The sequence below is a fragment of the Mycobacterium sp. 852002-51057_SCH5723018 genome, from assembly GCF_001667035.1.
GTDB lineage: Bacteria > Actinomycetota > Actinomycetes > Mycobacteriales > Mycobacteriaceae > Mycobacterium.
The window spans coordinates 1-21,417 of the sequence record NZ_LZIR01000022.1; the positions used below are offsets into that span (position 1 = coordinate 1).

A 21,417-nucleotide genomic window follows, 5' to 3' on the forward strand; every position below is an offset into this window, starting at 1 on the left:
CCGTTGGCGGCCGAAGTGCTCGAACGCGCCGATCGAGACGATCCGGTCGACCTTGTCGTCGAACTCTTCCCAGCCCTGCAACCGCACGTCGACGTTGCGCCCGGTCGGGATCGCCGCCAGCCTGGTCTTGCTGTACTCAAATTGGTTGCGGCTGAGCGTAATTCCGATGACGTTGACGTCGAATTTCTCGATCGCCCGCTGCAGCGCTCCGCCCCAACCGCAACCGATGTCGAGCAACGTCATCCCCGGCTCGAGGTTCAGCTTTCCCAGCGCCAGGTCGAACTTTGCATTCTGCGCCTCCTCGAGTGTCATATCGTCACGCTCGAAGTAAGCGCAGGTGTAGCCCATCGTGGGGTCTAGGAATAGCGCGAAAAACTCGTCCGAGATGTCGTAGATAGATTGCGATTCTTCGTAGTACGGCTTCAGCGCAGTCATGGGGCCCGATATACCTCTCATTTTGTTGACAGGGGGCATAATATCGGATGCGCACGCCGACTGCTACACGACAAGCCGTCCGCTTCAGTAGGTGTAGAAGCCCTGACGTGATTTTTTGCCCAGCCGACCGGCCTCGACCATGCGCAGCAGCAACGGCGGCGGGGCGTATTGCGGTTCTTTGAATTCCTCGAACATTTTGTCCGCGATGAGTTTGAGGGTGTCCAGGCCAACCAGGTCGGAGAGCCGCAGCGGCCCCATGGGGTGCGACAGCCCGGCGACGACGGCCTTGTCGACGTCCTCGACGCTGGCAAAGCCGGCCTCAACCATCCGGATCGCCGACAGCAGGTAGGGCACCAGCAGCGCGTTCACCACGAAGCCGGACCGGTCGGAGCAGCGCACCACCTGCTTGCCCAGGACGGCGCCGGCGAACTCCTCGGTGCGGGCGGCGGCGCCGTCGTCGGTGACCAGCGTGCAGACCAGCTCCACCAGCGGCAGCACCGGGACCGGGTTGAAGAAGTGCAGCCCCAGCACGCGCTGTGGGTTCTTGGTGGCCGCGGCGATCTTCATGATCGGGATGCTCGACGTGTTCGACGCCAGCACCGCGTCGGGATCGGTGATGACCCGGTCGAGCTCGGCGAAGATCTCGGCCTTGACGGCCTCGTCCTCGACGATGGCCTCGATCACCAGCTGCCGGTCGGCCAGGTCTTTCAGGTCCGTGGTGAAGGCCAGCTTGCTGAGCGCGCGGTCCCGCTCCCGCTCGGTGACCTTGCCCGCGCTGACCCCGCGCTCCAGCGACTTCACGATGCGGTTGCGTCCCGCCGTGATCAGCGCCTCGGTGGGCTCGTACACCGTCACGTCCACACCGGCGCGGAGGGAGACCTCGGCGATGCCGGAGCCCATCTGCCCGGCCCCGACAACGCCTACCCGCTGGATCGCTGCGTCGCTCACTTGTCGTTCTCTCCAGTCGTATTGTCGTGCACCGCAATAGGCCCCGCCCAGGTTGGCTGGGCGGGGCCTACTCTATTGCCTGGTCCGCGAGCAGACGCAAAAGCCCCTATTCATGGAGCAACGGGGGTACCTTTGCGTCTGCTCGGCGGAGAATCAGTGGAACTGGCCCTCTTCGGTGGAACCGGTCAGCGCCGTCGTCGACGAGTTGGGGTCCACCGTGGTGGCGATGCGGTCGAAGTAACCGGCACCGACCTCGCGCTGGTGCTTGGTCGCGGTGTAACCCCGCTCCTCGGCGGCGAACTCGCGCTCCTGCAGCTCGACGTAGGCGCTCATCTGGTTGCGGGCATAGCCGTAGGCCAGATCGAACATCGAGTAGTTCAGCGCGTGGAAGCCGGCCAGTGTGATGAACTGGAACTTGAATCCCATTGCGGCAAGCTCTTTTTGGAACTTCGCGATGGTGCCGTCGTCGAGGTGCTTACGCCAGTTGAACGACGGCGAGCAGTTGTACGCCAGCATCTGGTCCGGGTACGCGTCCTTGACCGACTCGGAGAACTTCCGCGCGACCTCGAGGTCCGGGGTACCGGTCTCCATCCAGATCAGGTCGGAGAACGGCGCGTAGGCCTTGGCCCGCGCGATGCAGGGCTCGATGCCGTTCTTGGTCCGGTAGAAGCCCTCCTTGGTGCGCTCACCGGTGATGAACGGCTGGTCGCGCTCGTCGACGTCAGAGGTGATCAGCGTGGCCGCTTCGGCGTCGGTGCGAGCGATCACGACGGTCGGCACGCCGCAGACGTCGGCGGCCAGCCGGGCCGAGGTCAGCGTGCGGATGTGCTGCTGGGTCGGAATCAAGACCTTGCCGCCCAGGTGGCCGCACTTCTTCTCCGACGCCAGCTGGTCCTCCCAGTGCGACCCGGCGACGCCGGCCGCGATCAGGGCCTTCTGCAGCTCGTAGACGTTGAGCGCGCCACCGAAGCCGGCCTCGCCGTCGGCGACGATCGGCGCCAGCCAGTTCTCCACCGACTTGTCGCCCTCGACTTTGGCGATCTGGTCGGCGCGCTGCAGCGCGTTGTTGATCCGCCGCACCACCTGCGGCACCGAGTTGGCCGGGTACAGGCTCTGGTCGGGGTAGGTGTGGCCGGACAGGTTGGCGTCACCGGCGACCTGCCAACCCGACAGGTAAATGGCCTTCAGCCCGGCGCGGACCTGCTGGACGGCCTGGTTGCCGGTCAGCGCGCCGAGCGCGTTGACCCACTCCAGGTCGTGCAGCTGCTCCCACAACACCTCCGCGCCGCGGCGGGCCAGGGTGTGCTCCTCGACCACGGTGCCTTGCAGCGCGACGACGTCCTCGGCGGTGTAGGTGCGGGTGATGTCCTTCCAGCGCGGGTTCGTGTCCCAGTCGTGCTGGATCTGCTCGGCGCTCTTGGGGGTGCCAACGACAGACATTGGGCTTACTCCTTATACGGTTTTCAGTTGCTGAACTGTTGCTGAACTGCGCCGCCACCCGCCTTGCGGCGGTAGCTAGGGGCTCAACTTCACTGGCGTGCTAACTCGACCATGGCACAGCTTGTTGATGCAGGTCCACCCGTTTCATTTGCCAATTTCGGCAACAACTTCGCGCGATTTTGCGAATCTTGCAAAGGTTACCAACAACTTAACCGTTTCAGAAACTACCGGTCAGTAACCGCATATCCGCACGTCAGCGCGGCAATTCTCGGTAACGGCGGTCCGGCTACAGAGCGAAGATTGCGGCGACGGCTTTTGTCTCGTCACCGACCGCGTATGTGAGCGTTGTAACAGGGCGATCGGCCAGCTCGGGACCGAATTGCTCGGTCGAGCCGGCGGGGTGGACGTGCGAGATGATCTCCAGTTTGTCGCCCAGCGCGACCGGTGCCTCATGTTCGATCGTGACCCGCAGCGGCCTTTGCAACAGCTCCTGATGCGAGGCCAGGTAGTCCTCGATCACGCTCCAGTACACCGAGTTGTTCATGTGGTCGAACAGGTCGATGTCGGTGACCCGGACCGGAAACTCGTGGATCTCGGCGGCGTCGTCGCGGCTGCCCGGCTTCAGGTAGCCCTTCCAGCGCAGCCGGTCGATGCTGGTGGTCTTGTGCAGACCCGCCAGGAAGTCGTCGGCGATGCGGGCCGGCATCTGGGTTTCCCGGTTGATATTGATCCAGAACGCCTCGGACTCGATCAGCCCGCCCTTGCGGCCGTCGATGCGAACCCGCATCTCACACCACCGGTTCGACGTCCCCGAACACCATCTGCGCAGGCGCAGCATGTCCTGAAACTCGATGGGCCGGATGAGATCAGCCATGGTGCGACGGACTATCCACAGCGGATGGGTCTCCTCGAAGCCCATCTCGCGCAGCTGGTCTTGGCCGATGTCCTGGATATGGCGGCAGGCCGCGTCCAGCCGCAGCCGCCCCGTGCGGTCGATATCGCCGACCCGCAGCGGCCATTCGCGATCGAATACATCGGGGTGACCGTCGGGCACGGGCATCAGTGTTTTGTCCAGGCTCACGGCTACGCTCCCCGTTTTCCTCCTCGTCGGTACCTCAGGTTAACCCTGGGGCCCGCTGCGAATGATGCCAAATCGCATCTGACGAACACCAATCGTGAGGGATTCGGCGGCCATGCCAACTCTGCGAACCGCGTCTTCGCAGCGGCGGGTACGCTTCGTTAAGTGGCCAAAACCTTCGTCGGCTCCCGCGTTCGCCAGCTGCGCAACGAGCGCGGATTCAGCCAGGCCGGGCTGGCCCAGATGCTCGAGATCTCGCCGAGTTACCTCAACCAGATCGAGCACGACGTCCGCCCCCTGACGGTGGCCGTGCTGCTGCGCATCACCGAGGTGTTCGGGGTGGACGCGACGTTCTTCGCCTCGCACGACGACACTCGGCTGGTCGCCGAGCTGCGCGAGGTGACGATGGACCGCGATCTGGACATCGACGTCGACCCGACCGAAGTGGCCGAGATGGTCGGCGCCCATCCCACGCTGGCCCGCGCCGTGGTCAACCTGCACCGGCGGTACCGCATCACCACCGCCCAATTGGCCGCGGCCACCGAGGAGCGGTTCTCCGACGGCAGCGGCAGCGGGTCGATCACCATGCCCCACGAAGAGGTGCGCGACTACTTCTACCAGCGCCAGAACTACCTGCACGAGCTCGACACCGCCGCCGAAGACCTCACCGTCAAGATGCGGTTGCACCACGGCGACCTGGCCCGCGAGCTGACCCGCCGGCTCACCGAGGTGCACGGGGTGCACATCACCCGGCGCATCGACCTCGGCGACACCGTCCTGCACCGCTTCGATCCCAAGACCAAGACGCTGGAAATCAGCAATCACCTGTCCTTGGGTCAGCAGGTATTCAAGCTGGCCGCCGAACTGGCGTACCTGGAGTTCGGAGACCTGATCGACAGCCTGGTCGCCGAAGGCAAGTTCACCAGCGACGAGTCGCACACACTGGCGCGGCTGGGGCTGGCCAATTACTTCGCCGCGGCCGCGGTGCTCCCCTACCGCCAATTCCACGACGTCGCAGAGAATTTCCGTTACGACGTCGAGCGGCTGTCGTCGTTCTACTCGGTCAGCTACGAGACCATCGCGCACCGGCTCTCCACGCTGCAGCGGCCGACGATGCGGGGGGTGCCGTTCTCCTTCGTCCGGGTGGACCGGGCCGGCAACATGTCGAAACGCCAGTCCGCCACCGGTTTTCACTTCTCCTCCAGCGGCGGCACGTGCCCGCTGTGGAACGTCTACGAGACGTTCGCCAACCCGGGCAAGATCCTGGTGCAGATCGCCCAGATGCCCGACGGCCGCAACTACATGTGGGTGGCCCGCACCGTGGAGCGCCGCGCCGCGCGGTATGGTCAGCCCGGTAAAACCTTCGCGATCGGCCTGGGCTGCGAGCTTCGCCACGCGCACCGGCTCGTCTACTCGGAAGGATTGGACTTGTCGGGCGACCCGAATGTTGCAGCCACACCGATCGGCGCGGGCTGCCGGGTCTGCGAACGCGACAACTGCCCGCAGCGGGCGTTCCCGGCGTTGGGTCGCGCCCTCGATCTCGACGAGCACCGCAGCACCGTCTCCCCCTACCTGGTGAAGCAAGCGTGACCAGCGCCCCAGACGGCCCCGTCGGTCGCATCCCGTCGGGGCGGTTTCGCGAGCTGGGCCCGATCAACTGGGTGATCGCCAAGTTCGGCGCGCGCACGGTCCGCGCGCCGGAGATGCATCTGATGACGACGTTGGGTCAGCACCGGCTGCTGTTTTTGGTGTGGCTGCTCTACAGCGGACGGCTGCTGCGGGGCCGGCTGCCCGCCATCGATACCGAGCTGGTGATCCTGCGGGTCGCGCACCTGCGCGCCTGCGAATACGAGCTGCAGCACCATCGGCGGATGGCCGCCAAGCAGGGGTTGGACGCGCAAATTCAGTCTACGATTTTCGCGTGGCCCGACGCCGCAGCGGACGCGGCGAACCAACTGAGCTCCCGGCAACGGACGTTGCTGGCGGCGACGGACGAACTGGTCGAGGAGCGCACGATCACCGCCGCTACCTGGCAGCGGCTCGCGACTCACCTGAATCGGCGTGAGCTGATCGAATTCTGCTTGCTCACAAGCCAATACGACGGGCTGGCGGCGACCATGTCCGCGCTCGACATCCCGCTGGACAATCCGCGTCAGGCGTAGACGTCGGCTAAGACGGCCAGGGTCAGCACCACCGGAAGCACGGGCAGGCCGAACCCGAACGCCGACCACGCGTACTTGCGGCGCCGCCGCTGCACCAGGCCCCACAGCACGGCGCCGATCCCCAGCGCCACCGACAGCAGCAACACCGTCGGCGCCCATCGGCCCACTGCCGCGTTGTCGTCGGCGAGCGAAAAGGCCACCAGCCACAGCACGTAGCCCGCGGCGACCCCGCCGATGGCGCCCACAACAATGTCGCTGCGCATCAGTCTCAGAAGTTGATCATGTGGCCGGTCAAGCCGTGGAAGCACTCCTGCAGCGCCTCCGACATGGTCGGGTGGGTGTGCACGTTGCGGGCCAATTCGGTGGCGGTCAGGTCCCATTTTTGGGCCAGCGTGAGCTCCGGCAGCAGCTCGGACACGTCGTGGCCGATCAGGTGCCCGCCCAGCAGCTCGCCGTAGCGGGCGTCGGCGACGAGCTTGACGAAACCGCTGGGGTCGCCCACGCCATGCGCCTTGGCATTGGCGGTGAACGGGAACTTGGCCACCACCACGTCGTAGCCCTCGTCGCGGGCCTGCTGCTCGGTGAGCCCGAAGCTGGCCACGTTCGGCTGGCAGAACGTCGCGCGCGGCAGCATGCGGTAATCGCCAAGGGCCAAAGTCTCTGCGCCGGCGATGGTTTCGGCCGCGACCACCCCTTGCGCCTCGGCGACGTGGGCCAGCTGCAGCAGCCCCGTGACGTCGCCGATGGCGTAGATGTGCTCGACGTTGGTGCGCATGTAATCGGTGATGCCGATCGCTTTGCGGTCGGTCAGCGCGACGCCGGCCGCCTCCAGCCCGTAGCCCTCGACGTTGGGAGCAAACCCGATGGCCTGCAACACCTTTTCGGCCTTGAGGTCCTCGGACTTGCCGTCCTTGCTGACGGTCACCGTCACCACGGAACCCTCGTCCTTGATGCCCTCGACCTTGGTCCCGGTCAAGATCTTGACGCCCAGCTTCTTGAACTGCTTCTCGATCTCCTTGGACACCTCGGCGTCCTCGTTGGGCAGCGCGCGCGGCAGGAATTCAACGATGGTGACGTCGACGCCGTAGTTCTTCAGTATGTAGCCGAACTCCATGCCGATGGCCCCCGCCCCGGCGATGACGATCGACTCCGGCAGCTCGCGGGACATGATCAGTTCTTCATAGGTCACGACGTTGGCCGACAGCGACGTCCCGGGAACCAGCCGCGTGCTGCTGCCGGTGGCGATGATGACGTTGTCGAACGTGACCGTCACCGGATTTTCAGCGCCGCCTTCATTCAATTCGACGGACAAAGTGCGCGGATCTGTGAACCGGCCATACCCGTGGATCTCGGTGATCTTGTTCTTCTTCATCAGGAAGTGCACCCCGGCGACGCGGCCCTCGGCCACCTTGCGGCTGCGGTCGAAGGCGACCCCGTAATCGAAGGTCGCCTCGCCGTTGATGCCGAAAGTCTTGGCTTCCTTGGTGAAGATGTGGGCGAGCTCGGCGTTGCGCAGCAACGCCTTGGACGGGATGCAGCCGACGTTGAGGCACACTCCGCCCCAGTACTTGGGCTCGATGACCGCGGTGTTCAGGCCCAGCTGCGCGGCACGGATCGCTGCCACATATCCGCCGGGACCGGCCCCGAGGACGACGACGTCATAGTGAGAAGTCACGAGCCCACCCTAGTGCGCGCCCACCGCCCCCAGGGCCCCGAGTGTGGGCCCTAGGTATCCGGACGGCCTTGAATTCGGCCGTAAGCCCCACGCTCGCGGGCCCTTACTCCGCGCCAGCGGCCTAGTACGGGATGACGCCGATCACGCAGTGGCCCGTGCGCGCGCAGTAGTAATAGCCGTACAGCGGCGCCGCGGCGGCCAGGGCGGCAAACGGCGCCGACATCACCGCCAGCGACAGCGCCGAGATCAGCGGCCGGCCCTCGGCCATCGCCAGCATCACGCCACCCACCGCGCACGCCACGACGTAGACCAGGACCGCGAACACCGCCAGGGTCTTGTCGGTGCTGTGGTACCACCAATAGAACAGCGCGAGCCCGACGGGGGCCGCGACGATCCACACGCCCAGCAGCACCAGGACCAGCTTCCACCACCTCAGAAAGACGTAGCGACCGGGAACGGTGACCGGGTGCACGGGCGCCGCGCCGGGGCCGGCATCCCGCTCCGGCGTGCCCGGCGGGGTGGGCTCGGGCGTCTCGGCCGCGGGCTGCGCGGACTTCGGGGCCCCGGAGTCCTTGGAGTCCTCGTCATCCGAGAAGTCCGGCACCCACGATTGCGTCCCGGTGTCCTCGGCGTCCTCGTCATCCGAGAAGTCCGGCACGAACGCCTGAGTGCCCGGGTTCGACGGGTGGTCGTCGTCAGCCACCGGAGGCCACCTGCAGGGCGACGAGCACGCCGAACCAGCCGGGCCCGAGCGACAGGACGAACGCGCCCAGCGCGGTGATCCAGCGCCGTCCGGAAAACAGAGTGGTCAGCAGCCCGGTCACGGTGGGCACCCCGACCACCAGCGCGATGACGACATCGGGATGCATCCGCGCGTGGACCAGCACGGTGAACGCGACGCCGGCCAAAAACCCGGCGGCACAACCGATCAGCATGGCGCCGGCCAGCAGCCAGGGGCGGGGCAGCGGGATCACGCCGACGACCTTACTTGTCCAGGGCCATCACCTGGCCGCGCACCGACGGGCGTTCGCCCCGCTCGTAGGCAGCGCCGGTGATCACCGGCGCGGCCCCCAGCTGGGCCATCTCTTCGTCGGTGAAGACGCGCCCGCGGGACAGGAACCGCACGCCTTCCGGGGCCTCCAGGCTGAACCCGCCGCCGCGGCCCGGCACCACGTCGATGATCAGCTGGGTGTGCTTCCAGGCGGCGAACTGCGGACCCGAAATCCACACCGGCACCCCGTCCGCAACGTCGAGCACCCCGAGCAGCACGTCGCGGTCGCCGACGATGAAGTCCCCGCGCGGGTAGCACATCGGCGACGACCCGTCGCAGCAGCCGCCGGACTGATGGAACATCACCGGGCCGTGACGCTCGTGCAGGCGCGCCAGCAGGTCGGCGGCCGCGGCCGTCATGACCGCACCCGACGGAGCCCCCGCGCTCATCAGAAGAAACCGAGCGCCTTGTCGGAGTAGGACACCAGCATGTTCTTGGTCTGCTGGTAGTGGTCGAGCATCATCTTGTGGTTCTCCCTCCCGATGCCGGACTGCTTATAGCCGCCGAACGCCGCGTGCGCGGGATAGACGTGGTAGCAGTTGACCCACACCCGGCCGGCCTGGATGTCGCGCCCGGCCCGATACGCGGTGTTGCCGTCGCGGCTCCACACGCCGGCGCCCAGGCCGTAGAGGGTGTCGTTGGCGATCGAGATGGCGTCGTCGTAATCGGTGAAGGACGTCACCGCCACCACCGGCCCGAAGATCTCCTCCTGGAAGACCCGCATCCTGTTGTTGCCGCCGAAGATGGTCGGCTGCATGTAGTAGCCACCGGCGAGGTCACCGCCCAGCTCGGCGCGCTCGCCGCCGGTGATGATCTTGGCGCCCTCGTCCTTGCCGATTTCTATGTAGGACAAGATCTTTTCCAGCTGATCGTTGGACGCCTGCGAGCCCAGCATCGTCTCGCTGTCCAGCGGGTCGCCCTGCCGGACCGCCTTGGTGCGGATCGCGGCGAGCTCGAGGAATTCGTCATAGATGTCGGCCTGGATCAGGCTGCGCGACGGGCACGTGCACACCTCGCCCTGGTTGAGGGCGAACATGGTGAAGCCCTCCAGGGCCTTGTCCTGAAAATCGTCACCCTTGGCCATCACGTCGGAGAAGAAGATGTTGGGGCTCTTGCCGCCGAGTTCCAAAGTCACCGGGATCAGGTTCTGCGAGGCATACTGCATGATCAGCCGCCCCGTGGTGGTTTCCCCGGTGAACGCGATCTTGGCGATCCGGTTGCTCGACGCCAGCGGCTTGCCGGCCTCCGCGCCGAACCCGTTGACGACGTTGAGCACTCCGGGCGGCAGCAGATCCCCGATCAGCGACATCAGGTAGAGCACCGAGGCCGGCGTCTGCTCGGCCGGCTTGAGCACCACTGCATTGCCGGCCGCCAGCGCCGGCGCCATCTTCCAGGCGGCCATCAGGATGGGGAAGTTCCACGGGATGATCTGCCCCACCACGCCGAGCGGCTCGTGGAAGTGGTAGGCGACGGTGTCGGAGTCGATCTGCGAGAGCGTTCCCTCCTGCGCGCGGATCGCCCCGGCGAAGTACCGGAAATGATCGGCGGCCAGCGGGATGTCGGCGGCCAGCGCCTCGCGGACCGGCTTGCCGTTGTCCCACACCTCGGCCACCGCCAGCGCGGCCTTGTGCTCCTCGATCCGGTCGGCGATCTTGTTCAGGATCGCCGCCCGCTCGGCGGGCGCGGTCTTGCCCCACGCCGGGGCCGCCGCGTGGGCCGCATCGAGCGCCTTGTCGATGTCGGCTTCGTCGGAGCGGGCGACCTCGCAGAACGTCTGGCCGGTCACGGGTGTCGGATTTTCGAAATACCGGCCGCCGACCGGCGCCACCCACCCGCCCCCAATGAAGTTCTCGTACCGGGATTCGTACGACATCAACGCCCCGGCAGACCCCGGACGTGCGAAAACAGTCATTGCCCGTCTCCTCCTTCTCTCCTCGTGTAACACACCTCACACTACCGCCGCGCCCAGCCGTACAGTGGGCGCCGGAGCTCACAGCACTGGGATGGTGACGAATGCCCGAAAGCCATTCGGCCGCAGACGCCCTGCGTCATTGGACGTCGGTCGCTCCGGCCTGGGAAAGCTATCGGGACCGCCTCTTCTCCGACGTGCGATCGGTGTCGGACCGGCTGGTCGAGCACGTCGATCCGCAGCCCGGCCACACCGTTTTGGAGCTGACGGCCGGCCCCGGCGAAACCGGCTTCCTCGCCGCCGCCCGCCTCGGCCCGACCGGCCGCCTCATCTGCAGTGACTTCGCGCCCGCCATGGTCGCGGCGGCAAGTCGCGGCGCCGCCGAGCGGGGCCTGGCCAACGTCGAGTGCCGCGTCCTGGACGCACGGCAGATCGACCTGCCCGACGGCAGCGTGGACGGGGTGCTTTCGCGGTTCGGGCTGATGCTGGTGCCCGAGCAGGACCGGGCGATGGCGGAGATCCGGCGGGTGCTGCGGCCGGGCGCCCGGTGCGCCTACGCGACATGGGGACCGCCGGACCGCAACCCGTGGATCTTTCACATCGTGGCGGCGCTGCTGCAAAACGGCGTCGCGCCACCCGGGGACCCCTTCGCTCCGGGAGGCTTGTTCTCGCTGTCCACATCCGAACGCAACCACGCCCTCGCCGCCGCCGGCGGCTTCGAAGAAGTCACCGTCGAAGAGCTCACCGGCGTCATGCGCTTCGACGACCTGGACGACTACTGGACGTACGTCACTGCGGTCGCAGGGCCGGTGGCCGAACTGGTCGGGTCACTGCCGGCCGGGCAGATCGACGCCGTCCGCGCGACGCTTGCCCCGTCGGTGGCGCCGTACGAGCGCGGCGGCGCGCTCGAACTTCCCTGGCAGGCCGTGGTCACCAGCCTCTCCTGACGGTCCGCTTCGGCGTACACGACACAATGGCGGTCGTGACTGACGACCCCTACCTGTGGCTCGAGGACATCGCGGGCGACGAAGCGCTCGACTGGGTGCGCGCGCGCAACGAACCGACGCTGGCGGAATTCCGCGACCCGCAGTTCGACCGCATGCGCGCCGAGGCGCTCGAGGTGCTCGATACCGACGCCCGGATTCCGTACGTGGTGCGCCGCGGGGAGTACCTCTACAACTTCTGGCGCGACGCCGCCAACCCGCGCGGGCTGTGGCGGCGCACCACGCTGGACAGCTACCGCACCGACGCACCGGAGTGGGACGTGCTGATCGACATAGATGAACTAGGGCGAGCCGACGATCAGAAATGGGTATGGGCGGGCGCGGGCGTCATCGAGCCCGACCACACCCGGGCGCTGATCGGGCTGTCGCGTGGCGGCTCGGACGCCTCGATCGTCCGCGAATTCGACATGCTGACACGCGAATTCGTCGCCGGCGGGTTCGAGCTGCCGGAGGCCAAGTCACAGATCGCCTGGGCCGACCCTGACACCGTCCTGGTCGGCACCGACTTCGGCGCCGACTCGCTGACCGAATCCGGCTATCCGAGAGTGGTCAAACGTTGGCGACGGGGCACGCCGCTGACCGACGCGGAAACGGTCTTCGAAGGCGCTCGTTCGGATGTCCGCGTGTCGGCCTCGGTGGATCGCACGCCCGGCTTCGAGCGCACCGTGCTCGGGCGGGCCCTGGACTTCTGGAACGACGAGCTTTACGAACTGCGCGGTCCGGAGCTGATTCGCATCGACGCGCCCACCGATGCGAGCGTCTCGATACACCGCGAGTGGATCCTGATCGAGCTGCGCTCCGACTGGTACTTCCGCGACGCCATCTACGCCGCGGGCTCGCTGCTGGCGGCCGACTACGACGAATTCCTCGCCGGCACAGCGCAATTGCGGGTGGTGTTCGAGCCCGACGAACACACCGCGCTGAATCACTACGCGTGGACCAAAGACCGCCTGCTGATGGTCACGCTGGCCGATGTGGAGAGCCGCGTCGAGATCGCCACCCCGGGCGTCTGGGAGCTGGAACCGGTCGGGGGCATCCCGCCGGCGACCAACACCGTCGTCGTCGCCGCCGACGACACCGGCGACGAATTCTTCCTGGATTCCAGCGGATTCGCCACGCCGTCGAGGCTGATGCGCGGCGCCGGCAACGGCCCACTGGACCCGATCAAGTCGGCCCCGGCGTTCTTCGACGGCGAAAACATCAGCGTGGCACAACATTTCGCGACATCCGCCGACGGCACCGCAATCCCGTACTTCGTCGTGCGCCCGCGCGGGGCGACCGGACCCACGCTGCTGAGTGGTTATGGCGGGTTCGAGGTGTCGCGCACCCCCGGGTACGACGGCGTGTTGGGCCGGCTGTGGCTGGCCCGCGGGGGCACCTACGCGGTGGCCAACATCCGCGGCGGCGGCGAATACGGTCCGGGCTGGCACACGCAGGCGATGCGCGAGCGCCGGCACAAGGTGGCCGAGGACTTCGCCGCGGTGGCCACGGATTTGGTGGACCGGAAAATCACGACGGTCGCGCAACTGGCGGCGCGCGGGGGCAGCAACGGCGGGCTGCTGATGGGCATCATGCTCACCCAGTACCCCGAGAAGTTCGGCGCGCTGGTGTGCGACGTGCCGCTGCTGGACATGAAGCGCTACCACCTGCTGCTGGCCGGCGCCTCGTGGATGGCCGAGTACGGCGACCCGGACGAACCCGCTGACTGGGCGTTCATCTCCGAATACTCGCCCTACCAAAACATTTCGGCCGAACGCCGCTACCCGCCGGTGCTGATGACCACGTCCACCCGCGACGACCGCGTCCATCCGGGCCACGCCCGCAAGATGACGGCGGCCCTGCAGGCCGCGGGGCACCGGGTCTGGTATTACGAAAACATCGAGGGCGGCCACGCCGGCGCGGCCGACAACGAGCAAGTGGCCTTCAAGTCGGCGCTCACCTACTCGTTCCTGTGGCGGACGCTGGGCGGTTGAGCAGCGGGCGTCGTGCCGGGTCGAGCCGTTAAGCTCGATGGTGATGTAGCGGATGTTGTCGAGGAAGGCATGGATCATGCGCGCACTGAGGTTCGTCGGCTTGGCGACATTGACGGCGGTCGCCCCAATCGCGGTCCTGCTCGGAAGTAGCCCGGCGCATGCCGATACCGACCTCGGCAAAACATGTTCGCCGGAAGGCGCCAAAGTATGGGGGAACCCGGGCCCGATCTACTGCGCGCGCCAGGCGGATGGGCAACTGCAATGGGTCTCCATTCCCGTTTCAGACATGTGCGTGGCGTTCTGCGTGAATCACCCCTAGGGGCCGGCGGTCGGATCAGCGCCCCGTTTCCGCCGATTGATCATCCAGACGCCAAGGCTCACCGCTAACGCGAGCCCCCCGTAGCTCAGCGCCGAGGGCCACCAGGGTTCGGCGGATTCGGTGGGCTCCTTGAGAGCGGCGAGGGCCACCAAGTAGCTGCCATTGTCGGTTGGCCCGGCACCCGGCAGCGACTGGGTCCTGGTGACCCTGATCTGGGCGGGGCTGCTTGGATCGTTCACCTGACCCCAGGCCAAGGTGGAGTCGTCGAGCAGGAAGCTGTCCTGGCTGCCCGCGGGTTGGCTGTCGTCGTGGCCCAGCACCTGCACTTGACCGATTCCGACGGTCTGGTTGACAGCGGCGACGTAGGCGGCGACGTCTGGGTACACCTCCGGGGGCGCGGGCGGGGTGTAGTTCGGCGGCGGCGGGCCGTCCGAACCCGCCGGCGGTATCGAGGCCCCGCCGTAGAAGCTGCCCGACGCCACATGGCTGTAGCCGACGGCGGTGAACGGGAACAGCCCAACGGTCGCGACGTCGAGCACGATCCGGCCACCGGCCGGCACGAACGCCTCCCGATAGGCGCCGCCGTAGAAGTAGCGGAAGGTCATCGCCTCACTGAGCGGGTTGTACAGGGTCGGGCGGTGGTTGTCGTCGTAGTCGATGTAGTCCCAATGTCGGGGGCGCACCAGTTGCTGGTTGTCGGCCTTTACCAGGTCAACGTTGCCGCTATGGGTGTCGACGGCATTCTGCACCTGGTGCTTGAAGTCGTACACCCGGCTGGGCGGCTCCAGCGGGCTGGCGGGATTGATCCGCGTCGCAGGCGCGGCCCTGGCCTCCGCGACCGCCTGCGGTGGCGCATCCAGACCCTTCGGCGGTGCCACGATCGAAGCGTTTCTTGGCACCCCGGCCACCCGATTGAGCTTCGGGGTCTGGACCGGAATCACGCTCGGGGGAGGGGGATTCGGCGGAACAACCTGTGGCGGATGCACCGGCGGCGCGGGCTGTAGCGGAGCCGGCTCCGGAGCCTCCGGAGACCACACCGGCACCCTGCTCGGGGGCGGCGGGGCGGGGCGGGGCGGCGCGGCGCTGTAGCACACGTTCGAAGTGTGATACGCCTCCACGTAAACCAGACAGTTCTGGCAGGACTCGGGGTTTGCCCCAGCGCCGGCACATGGAGCCGCTTGCGCCACACCGGGTGTGGTGGCTACCACCGAGAACGAGGCGAGCGCTATCGCGGCTACCGCCGTCGCAATAACCGCGCCCATTCGCTCGAACGCCGCCCCGCCCACTGGCAGACCTTCCCACATCCCATCTGGTTAGAAATGCTAGCGAGCCTTACGTTGACCGGCCATAAGATCGTCGACGTGTCAGCGACCGAACGTATCGAACTCACCTTGCTGGCGACCGGATTGATCTTCATCGTGGCCGGGGCGGCGCAGGCACGCTACCGCTTCATCCGCGAGCGCCGGCCGGGACGGCGTTTCTATTGGGCCACCTCGATCATCGGCATCGTCTGCTTTGCGCTGGGGACGGGCAGGATCTGGCCCAACGGGATCCTCGCGGCCGCGATCTTCTCGGCCGTCGTCGTCTTTTCGGCCTACCTGACGACGCCCTATCTCAAAATCGGCGAACGAATTTATGCGTCATCGCCGGAAAACCGTCTCCCCGACCCCTAGGAAGCCATGCCCGCCTTCGACACCCTGCTGTACACGACGGCCGGCCCGGTCGCCACGATCACACTGAACCGCCCCGAGCACCTCAACACCATCGTTCCGCCCATGCCCGACGAGATCGAGGCCGCCATCGGGCTGGCCGAGCGAGACCACGACATCAAGGTCATCGTCCTGCGCGGCGCCGGCCGCGCCTTCTCCGGCGGCTACGACTTCGGCGGCGGCTTCCAGCAGTGGGGCGAGGCGATGATGACCGACGGCCGGTGGGACCCCGGCAAGGATTTTGCGATGGTCAGCGCGCGCGAGACGGGCCCAACCCAGAAGTTCATGGCGATCTGGCGGGCCTCCAAGCCCGTCATCGCCCAGGTGCACGGCTGGTGCGTCGGCGGGGCCAGCGACTACGCGCTGTGCGCCGACCTTGTCATCGCCAGCGAGGACGCCGTGATCGGCACCCCCTACAGCCGGATGTGGGGCGCGTACCTGACCGGCATGTGGCTCTATCGCCTGAGCCTGGCCAGGGTCAAGTGGCACTCCCTGACCGGCCGGCCGCTGAGCGGCGCCCAGGCCGCCGAGGTCGAGCTGATCAACGAGGCGGTCCCCTTCGAGCGGCTGGAAGCGCGGGTCGCCGAAGTCGCCGCCGAGCTGGCCCGGATCCCGCTGTCGCAGCTGCGGGCGCAGAAGCTGATCGTCAATCAGGCCTACGAGAACATGGGCCTGGCGTCCACGCAGATGCTCGGCGGCATCCTCGACGGCCTGATGCGCAACACCCCCGAAGCGCTGGACTTCATCAACACCGCCCAGGCCCAGGGCGTGCGCGCGGCGGTCGAGCGCCGCGACGGTCCGTTCGGAGACTATAGCCAGGCCCCGCCGGAACTGCGGCCGGATCCCAGCCACGTCATCGTGCCTGATGGCAATGGATAGTGAGATGGCCTACGCATGTGCGCCCTAGCCTCAGAAGTGTTACGGTGAAAGTTATGTCTCGGCTGAGTTCCGGCCTGCGTGCAGGCGTCGTTTTCATCGCATTCTTGATCACCTTGAGCTTCGCCGCTGCGACCTTCCCCAAGACCGCCGCGGCCGATTCCACAGAAGATTTCCCCGTGCCCCGCAGGCAGATCGCGACCACCTGCGACGCCGAGCAGTATCTGGCGGCCGTCAGGGATACCAGCCCGGTGTACTACCAGCGGTACATGATCGACTTCAACAACCACCCGAACGTCCAGCAGGCAACCATCGACAAAGCCCACTGGTTCTACTCGCTGTCACCGGCGGAGCGCAGGGACTATTCCGAAAACTTCTACAATGGCGATCCGCTGACGTTCGCCTGGGTCAACCACATGAAGATCTTCTTCAACAACAAGGGTGTCGTCGCCAAGGCGACCGACGTGTGCAACCAATACCCGCCCGGCGACATGTCCGTGTGGAACTGGTCGTAGCGGATTGACCCTGGCCTTTATTGGCCCGCGAGCTTAAGATCTGCCTTTGTCGGGTATCGCTTTTCATCGCTCTACGGGACAAATCAATATGGCTGACTGGTTATTCGGCGCATAGTCCCCGGCGACCCGCCCCGGAAATCTTGCTCGTAACAGTAGTCCGCTCAGCCACTGCTTAACCAGGACTCACATCATGCACATGACCGCAATCCATACTGGGACGACGGACGGTTCGTGCCGGAATGATGCGGCGCAGTGAGGACGCGATGAGCACCGTGGACCCCCAGTCGGCCAGCCCAATTCCCGACGCGCTTGCGGCGCTGGATTGGCACGAAATGACGTGCCAATCCGAAACCGGCTGTACCAACCCGGCGACGCACATCGTGTACCGGCATGCCGTGGACGAATGCAACCGCCCCAACCTCGACCCGTCCGGAAACGTCGTCGACGTTCTGTGCATCCGCTGCGTGCGCCGGCTCAAGGCCGACGTCCTGCAACAGGTGGACCGGATCAGCCGGTGCCCCGGCGGCTACTGCCTGACCTGCGGGGCCCCGGTGGACAAGCTGAGCGACATCATGCGCAGGGTCGTGCAGCTTCGCATCTACGCCTGACGGCGCCTTCTCGATCAGTAATGCGGTGAGCTCACCGGGAACCGGTCGGTGTTGGCCGACTCGGGACCCTCGTGCGACAGCAGGGCGCGCACTGCCGGACGCGGTCCGTAGGGCCGAAACATCTGGCTGGCCGTGCGCACCATCATGCGATTTGCATAACGCACGCCGTGTGATTTGTCGGGGGTCACAGAACACATACGTTTTCGGTGTTACGCACGTGATATGCGTTACACTCCAGGTCGCGAGGGGAAGGAGTCCAACGGTCCGGCCGGGTGGCGAGCCAGCCGTGATTTACTTAGGTAAGCCTTGGCTGCGCTAACGATCGGGCGGCGCCGCGATTCAGCGGACCGTCCGCCCGCAGCAGGTGCCGAACCGGTGAAAGGGATTCCAAATTTTCAAGGTGCTGTCCCGAACCTGGATTCCACTCGTCATCGTGGCGGTGGTGGTGGTCGGTGGCTTCATCGTGTACCGGGTGCACGGCTACTTCGGCTCGGAAAAGCGCGAGTCGTATGCCGACAGCAACCTGCAAAACCCCAAGCCGTTCAACCCCAAACGCATCGTGTACGAGGTCTTCGGGCCGCCCGGAACCGTCGCGGACATCAGCTATTTCGACGTCAACGCCGACCCCCAACGCATCGACGGGGCGCCGCTGCCGTGGACGCTGCGCATCACCACCGACAAGGCGGCGATGATGGGAAACCTCACGGCGCGGGGCAGTAGCGACAGCATCGGCTGCCGCATCACGGTGGACGACGTGGTCAAGGCCGAGCGAATTTCCAACGAGGTCCACGCGTATACGTACTGTCTGGTGAAGTCGGCGTGATCACGCAATCCGCCCCCGCCCCGAGCGCTCACGCCGAAAGGCCGTTTCTCGCCAGGACGATCCACACCCTCGCGGTGCCGATCATCCTGTTCTGGGTGGGGGTCGCCGTCATCCTCAGTTTGTTCGTCCCCTCGCTGGAGGTGGTCGGCCAAGAGCGGTCGGTGTCGCTCAGCCCCAAGGACGCGCCGTCGTTCGTGGCGATGAAGCACATCGGTCACGCCTTCAACGAGGGCGAGACCGACAGCTCGGCGATGATCGTGCTGGAGGGTGATCAGCCCCTGGGCGACGACGCCCACAAGTACTACGACGCGATGATCCGTAAGTTGCGCGAAGACAAGGCGCACGTGCTGAGCGTCCAGGATTTCTGGGGCGATCCGCTCACGGCCGCCGGCGCGCAAAGCAACGACGGCAAGGCCGCCACCGTGCAGGTGAATCTGGCCGGCAATCAGGGCGAGCTGCTGGCCAACGACTCCGTCGACGCCGTCCGCAAAATCGTGGACAGCACGCCACCGCCGCCCGGGGTGAAGGTCTATGTGACCGGCGTGGCCGCGCTCGCCGCGGATCTGCACCACAGTGGCGACAAGTCCATGATCCGAATCACCGTGACGACGGTGGCGGTGATCCTGATCATGCTGCTGTTCGTCTACCGCTCGATAGTCACCGTGATCCTGCTGCTGGTCACGGTCGGCTTCGAATTGACCGCGGCGCGTGGCGGCGTCGCGCTGATGGGGCATTTCGGGCTGGTGGGCCTGACCACCTTCGCGGTGTCGCTTTTGACGTCGCTGGCGATCGCGGCCGGGACGGACTACGGAATCTTCATCATCGGGCGCTATCAGGAAGCCCGCCAGGCCGGCGAGGACCGGGAAGCGGCCTTCTACACCATGTATCGCGGGACGGCCCACGTCATCCTGGGCTCCGGTTTGACGATCGCCGGGGCGACGTTCTGCCTCAGCTTCGCCCGGATGCCGTATTTCAAGACCCTGGGCGTCCCCTGCGCGGTGGGGATGCTGGTCGCGGTGCTGGTCGCGTTGACGCTGGGTCCGGCGGTTTTGACCGTCGGCGCCCGGTTCGGGCTGTTCGACCCCAAGCGCAAGCTCGGGGTTCGCGGCTGGCGACGCGTCGGGACCGCGGTGGTTCGCTGGCCGCTGCCGATCCTGGCGGTCACGTGCGCCGTCGCCCTCATCGGCCTGCTCACCCTGCCCGGCTACAAGGCCAACTACAACGACCGGGAATACCTGCCCTCGTTCATCCCCGCCAACGCGGGCCTCACCGCCGCGGATCGCCACTTCTCCCAGGCCCGGATGAAGCCCGAGATCCTGATGATTCAGGCGGACCACGACATGCGGAATCCGGCCGACTTCCTGGTCCTCGACCGGCTGGCCAAGGGCATCTTCCGCGTCCCGGGGATCTCCCGCGTCCAGGCGATCACCCGGCCCGACGGGACGACGATGGACCACACGTCGATCCCGTTCCAGATGAGCATGCAAAGCGCCGGCCAGATGCAGAGCATGAAATACCAGCGTGACCAGATGAACAACATGCTCAAGCAGGCCGACGAGATGACCAAGACGATCGCCACCATGCAACGGATGTACGCGCTGATGACGCAGCTGGTCGCCACCACGCACCGCATGGTCGGCGACACCGAACAGATGCAGCAGATCACCAACGAGCTGCGCGACCGAATCGCCGACTTCGACGACTTCTGGCGGCCGATCCGCAGCTATTTCTATTGGGAGAGGCACTGTTTCGACATCCCGATCTGCTGGTCGATTCGTTCGATATTCGACGCGCTCGACGGCCTGGACCAGATCGACGAGAAACTGAACACGCTGGTCGGCGACATCAAGGACCTCGACCGGCTCATGCCGCAGATGGTCGCGCAGTTCCCGCCGATGATCGAAACCATGTCGAACATGCGGACCATGATGCTCGACATGCACAGCACCATGTCCGGGATCTTCGACCAGATGGACGAGATGAGCGACAACGCGACGGCGATGGGCCACGCGTTCGACGCGTCCAAGAACGACGATTCGTTCTACCTTCCGCCAGAAGTCTTCAAAAACAAGGACTTCCAGCGCGCCATGAAGAACTTCCTGTCACCGGATGGACGCTCGGCTCGCTTCATCATCTTGCATCGCGGAGACCCCGCCTCGGCCGAGGGCATCGCGAGCATCGACAAGATCCGCACCGCCGCCGAGGAATCGCTCAAGGGGACCCCGCTGGAGGACGCGAAGATCTACCTGGCCGGCACGGGTGCGGTGTTCAAGGACATCTCCGAGGGCGCCAAGTGGGACCTGATGATCGCCGGAATCTCCTCGCTGTGCCTGATTTTCATCATCATGCTGATCCTCACCCGCGCCCTCGTCGCCGCCGCCGTCATCGTGGGCACGGTGGCGGTTTCGCTGGGCGCTTCCTTCGGGCTGTCCGTGCTCGTCTGGCAACACATTCTCGGCATTCAGCTGCACTGGCTGGTGCTCGCGATGTCCGTCATCGTCTTGTTGGCCGTCGGATCGGACTACAACCTGCTGCTGGTGTCGAGGTTCAAACAAGAAATTCACGCCGGACTGAATACCGGAATCATCCGGTCGATGGGCGGCACCGGGAAGGTGGTGACCAACGCGGGCCTGGTCTTCGCGTTCACGATGGCCTCCATGGTCGTCAGCGACGTACGGATCATCGGTCAGGTCGGCACCACCATCGGCCTGGGCCTGCTATTCGACACGCTGATCGTGCGCGCGTTCATGACCCCGTCCATCGCCGCGCTGCTGGGGCGCTGGTTCTGGTGGCCGATGCGGGTGCGTTCCCGGCCCCCCAGGTTTTCGTCACGGCCGGTCGGGCCCCGGCCGTCCTTAGCCTACAGCGATTAGCCCGTCGGCCCGCTAGCTC

23 protein-coding genes are annotated in these 21,417 nt (G+C 66.2%); 11 read left to right on the plus strand and 12 right to left on the minus strand.

The window, feature by feature from the left end:
- From A5764_RS05310 to A5764_RS05325, 4 genes are all read right to left on the minus strand, one after another.
- Positions 1-435, minus strand: a 435-nt coding sequence (locus tag A5764_RS05310) for a class I SAM-dependent methyltransferase (protein ID WP_156664511.1), incomplete at its 3' end; no start/stop codon positions are given.
- Positions 436-519: 84 nt separating this feature from the next.
- Positions 520-1,383, minus strand: a complete 864-nt coding sequence (locus A5764_RS05315) for a 3-hydroxybutyryl-CoA dehydrogenase (protein ID WP_067109689.1) — start codon at positions 1,381-1,383, stop codon at positions 520-522.
- A gap of 153 nt (positions 1,384-1,536) precedes the next feature.
- Positions 1,537-2,823: an isocitrate lyase gene (gene aceA, locus A5764_RS05320; RefSeq protein WP_067109692.1), complete on the minus strand. Its 1,287-nt coding sequence runs from the start codon at positions 2,821-2,823 to the stop codon at positions 1,537-1,539.
- Between the two features lie 286 nt (positions 2,824-3,109).
- Complete coding sequence (locus A5764_RS05325; RefSeq protein WP_067109694.1) at positions 3,110-3,904, minus strand: acyl-[acyl-carrier-protein] thioesterase; 795 nt, start codon at positions 3,902-3,904, stop codon at positions 3,110-3,112.
- A gap of 162 nt (positions 3,905-4,066) precedes the next feature.
- Here A5764_RS05325 and ramB point away from each other — a divergent pair, with 162 nt between their 5' ends.
- Both ramB and A5764_RS05335 read left to right on the plus strand, forming a co-directional pair.
- Complete coding sequence (ramB, locus tag A5764_RS05330) at positions 4,067-5,491, plus strand: acetate metabolism transcriptional regulator RamB (protein WP_067109697.1); 1,425 nt, start codon at positions 4,067-4,069, stop codon at positions 5,489-5,491.
- Entirely contained in the window at positions 5,488-6,063 is a 576-nt protein-coding gene (locus tag A5764_RS05335; protein WP_067109700.1) for a carboxymuconolactone decarboxylase family protein, read from the plus strand. The genes ramB and A5764_RS05335 overlap by 4 nt, the downstream gene beginning before the upstream one ends.
- On the opposite strand, the gene A5764_RS05340 is transcribed toward A5764_RS05335, so the two are convergent.
- From A5764_RS05340 to adh, 6 genes are all read right to left on the minus strand, one after another.
- A complete protein-coding gene (locus A5764_RS05340) occupies positions 6,054-6,326 on the minus strand; it encodes a hypothetical protein (RefSeq protein WP_067109703.1) in 273 nt (90 codons plus the stop codon). The genes A5764_RS05335 and A5764_RS05340 overlap by 10 nt on opposite strands.
- 5 nt (positions 6,327-6,331) lie before the next feature.
- Positions 6,332-7,738: a dihydrolipoyl dehydrogenase gene (lpdA, locus tag A5764_RS05345; RefSeq protein ID WP_067109706.1), complete on the minus strand. Its 1,407-nt coding sequence runs from the start codon at positions 7,736-7,738 to the stop codon at positions 6,332-6,334.
- 121 nt (positions 7,739-7,859) lie between these two features.
- The gene (locus tag A5764_RS05350) at positions 7,860-8,441 is read right to left on the minus strand and encodes a hypothetical protein (protein ID WP_067109708.1); all 582 of its coding nucleotides are present in this window, start codon (positions 8,439-8,441) and stop codon (positions 7,860-7,862) included.
- Complete coding sequence (locus A5764_RS05355; RefSeq protein ID WP_067109710.1) at positions 8,434-8,712, minus strand: putative holin; 279 nt, start codon at positions 8,710-8,712, stop codon at positions 8,434-8,436. Before A5764_RS05355 ends, A5764_RS05350 begins: the two co-directional genes overlap by 8 nt.
- 10 nt (positions 8,713-8,722) lie before the next feature.
- Complete coding sequence (locus A5764_RS05360) at positions 8,723-9,178, minus strand: DUF779 domain-containing protein (protein WP_067109713.1); 456 nt, start codon at positions 9,176-9,178, stop codon at positions 8,723-8,725.
- Positions 9,178-10,701: an aldehyde dehydrogenase gene (adh, locus tag A5764_RS05365; protein ID WP_067109716.1), complete on the minus strand. Its 1,524-nt coding sequence runs from the start codon at positions 10,699-10,701 to the stop codon at positions 9,178-9,180. The genes A5764_RS05360 and adh overlap by 1 nt, the downstream gene beginning before the upstream one ends.
- 101 nt (positions 10,702-10,802) lie before the next feature.
- Here adh and A5764_RS05370 point away from each other — a divergent pair, with 101 nt between their 5' ends.
- The 3 genes from A5764_RS05370 (at position 10,803) to A5764_RS05380 (ending at position 13,994) form a co-directional block, all read left to right on the plus strand.
- Positions 10,803-11,645, plus strand: coding sequence for a class I SAM-dependent methyltransferase (locus A5764_RS05370; RefSeq protein ID WP_067109719.1), 843 nt, complete (start codon positions 10,803-10,805; stop codon positions 11,643-11,645).
- Between the two features lie 35 nt (positions 11,646-11,680).
- Complete coding sequence (locus A5764_RS05375; protein ID WP_231989614.1) at positions 11,681-13,675, plus strand: prolyl oligopeptidase family protein; 1,995 nt, start codon at positions 11,681-11,683, stop codon at positions 13,673-13,675.
- A gap of 76 nt (positions 13,676-13,751) precedes the next feature.
- Positions 13,752-13,994: a hypothetical protein gene (locus A5764_RS05380; RefSeq protein ID WP_067109842.1), complete on the plus strand. Its 243-nt coding sequence runs from the start codon at positions 13,752-13,754 to the stop codon at positions 13,992-13,994.
- On the opposite strand, the gene A5764_RS05385 is transcribed toward A5764_RS05380, so the two are convergent.
- Entirely contained in the window at positions 13,991-15,256 is a 1,266-nt protein-coding gene (locus A5764_RS05385; protein WP_067109725.1) for a hypothetical protein, read from the minus strand. The genes A5764_RS05380 and A5764_RS05385 overlap by 4 nt on opposite strands.
- Before the next feature lie 57 nt (positions 15,257-15,313).
- Between A5764_RS05385 and A5764_RS05390 the strand changes: the two genes are divergently transcribed.
- From A5764_RS05390 to A5764_RS05405, 4 genes are all read left to right on the plus strand, one after another.
- Positions 15,314-15,667, plus strand: coding sequence for a hypothetical protein (locus tag A5764_RS05390; RefSeq protein ID WP_197501211.1), 354 nt, complete (start codon positions 15,314-15,316; stop codon positions 15,665-15,667).
- A gap of 6 nt (positions 15,668-15,673) precedes the next feature.
- Complete coding sequence (locus tag A5764_RS05395; protein ID WP_067109728.1) at positions 15,674-16,582, plus strand: crotonase/enoyl-CoA hydratase family protein; 909 nt, start codon at positions 15,674-15,676, stop codon at positions 16,580-16,582.
- Positions 16,583-16,635: 53 nt separating this feature from the next.
- Positions 16,636-17,094 (plus strand): DUF5078 domain-containing protein, encoded by a 459-nt coding sequence (locus tag A5764_RS05400; protein WP_067109731.1) that lies wholly within the window; start codon positions 16,636-16,638, stop codon positions 17,092-17,094.
- Between the two features lie 263 nt (positions 17,095-17,357).
- Entirely contained in the window at positions 17,358-17,702 is a 345-nt protein-coding gene (locus A5764_RS05405) for a hypothetical protein (RefSeq protein WP_067109848.1), read from the plus strand.
- A gap of 14 nt (positions 17,703-17,716) precedes the next feature.
- Here A5764_RS05405 and A5764_RS29660 read toward each other — a convergent pair whose 3' ends face one another.
- The gene (locus A5764_RS29660; RefSeq protein WP_255361050.1) at positions 17,717-17,848 is read right to left on the minus strand and encodes a hypothetical protein; all 132 of its coding nucleotides are present in this window, start codon (positions 17,846-17,848) and stop codon (positions 17,717-17,719) included.
- A 254-nt stretch (positions 17,849-18,102) separates the two neighbouring features.
- On the opposite strand from A5764_RS29660, the gene A5764_RS05410 reads away from it, so the two are divergent.
- Positions 18,103-18,525, plus strand: a complete 423-nt coding sequence (locus A5764_RS05410) for an MmpS family protein (RefSeq protein ID WP_067109734.1) — start codon at positions 18,103-18,105, stop codon at positions 18,523-18,525.
- On the plus strand, positions 18,522-21,398 hold the full coding sequence (locus A5764_RS05415) for an RND family transporter (RefSeq protein ID WP_067109737.1): 2,877 nt from the start codon (positions 18,522-18,524) through the stop codon (positions 21,396-21,398). The genes A5764_RS05410 and A5764_RS05415 overlap by 4 nt, the downstream gene beginning before the upstream one ends.
- Positions 21,399-21,417: the final 19 nt, after the last annotated feature.

Excerpts from the sequence above, each read along its gene's own strand:
- A5764_RS05370 (WP_067109719.1), top strand. The coding sequence starts at position 10,803 with ATGCCCGAAAGCCATTCGGCCGCAGACGCCCTGCGTCATTGGACGTCG.
- A5764_RS05380 (WP_067109842.1), top strand. The coding sequence starts at position 13,752 with ATGCGCGCACTGAGGTTCGTCGGCTTGGCGACATTGACGGCGGTCGCC.
- A5764_RS05405 (WP_067109848.1), top strand. The coding sequence starts at position 17,358 with ATGAGCACCGTGGACCCCCAGTCGGCCAGCCCAATTCCCGACGCGCTT.
- A5764_RS05385 (WP_067109725.1), bottom strand. The coding sequence starts at position 15,256 with ATGGGCGCGGTTATTGCGACGGCGGTAGCCGCGATAGCGCTCGCCTCG.
- A5764_RS29660 (WP_255361050.1), bottom strand. The coding sequence starts at position 17,848 with ATGATGGTGCGCACGGCCAGCCAGATGTTTCGGCCCTACGGACCGCGT.
- A5764_RS05400 (WP_067109731.1), top strand. The coding sequence starts at position 16,636 with ATGTCTCGGCTGAGTTCCGGCCTGCGTGCAGGCGTCGTTTTCATCGCA.
- A5764_RS05395 (WP_067109728.1), top strand. The coding sequence starts at position 15,674 with ATGCCCGCCTTCGACACCCTGCTGTACACGACGGCCGGCCCGGTCGCC.
- A5764_RS05390 (WP_197501211.1), top strand. The coding sequence starts at position 15,314 with ATGCTAGCGAGCCTTACGTTGACCGGCCATAAGATCGTCGACGTGTCA.
- aceA (WP_067109692.1), bottom strand. The coding sequence starts at position 2,823 with ATGTCTGTCGTTGGCACCCCCAAGAGCGCCGAGCAGATCCAGCACGAC.
- A5764_RS05360 (WP_067109713.1), bottom strand. The coding sequence starts at position 9,178 with ATGAGCGCGGGGGCTCCGTCGGGTGCGGTCATGACGGCCGCGGCCGCC.
- A5764_RS05340 (WP_067109703.1), bottom strand. The coding sequence starts at position 6,326 with ATGCGCAGCGACATTGTTGTGGGCGCCATCGGCGGGGTCGCCGCGGGC.
- adh (WP_067109716.1), bottom strand. The coding sequence starts at position 10,701 with ATGACTGTTTTCGCACGTCCGGGGTCTGCCGGGGCGTTGATGTCGTAC.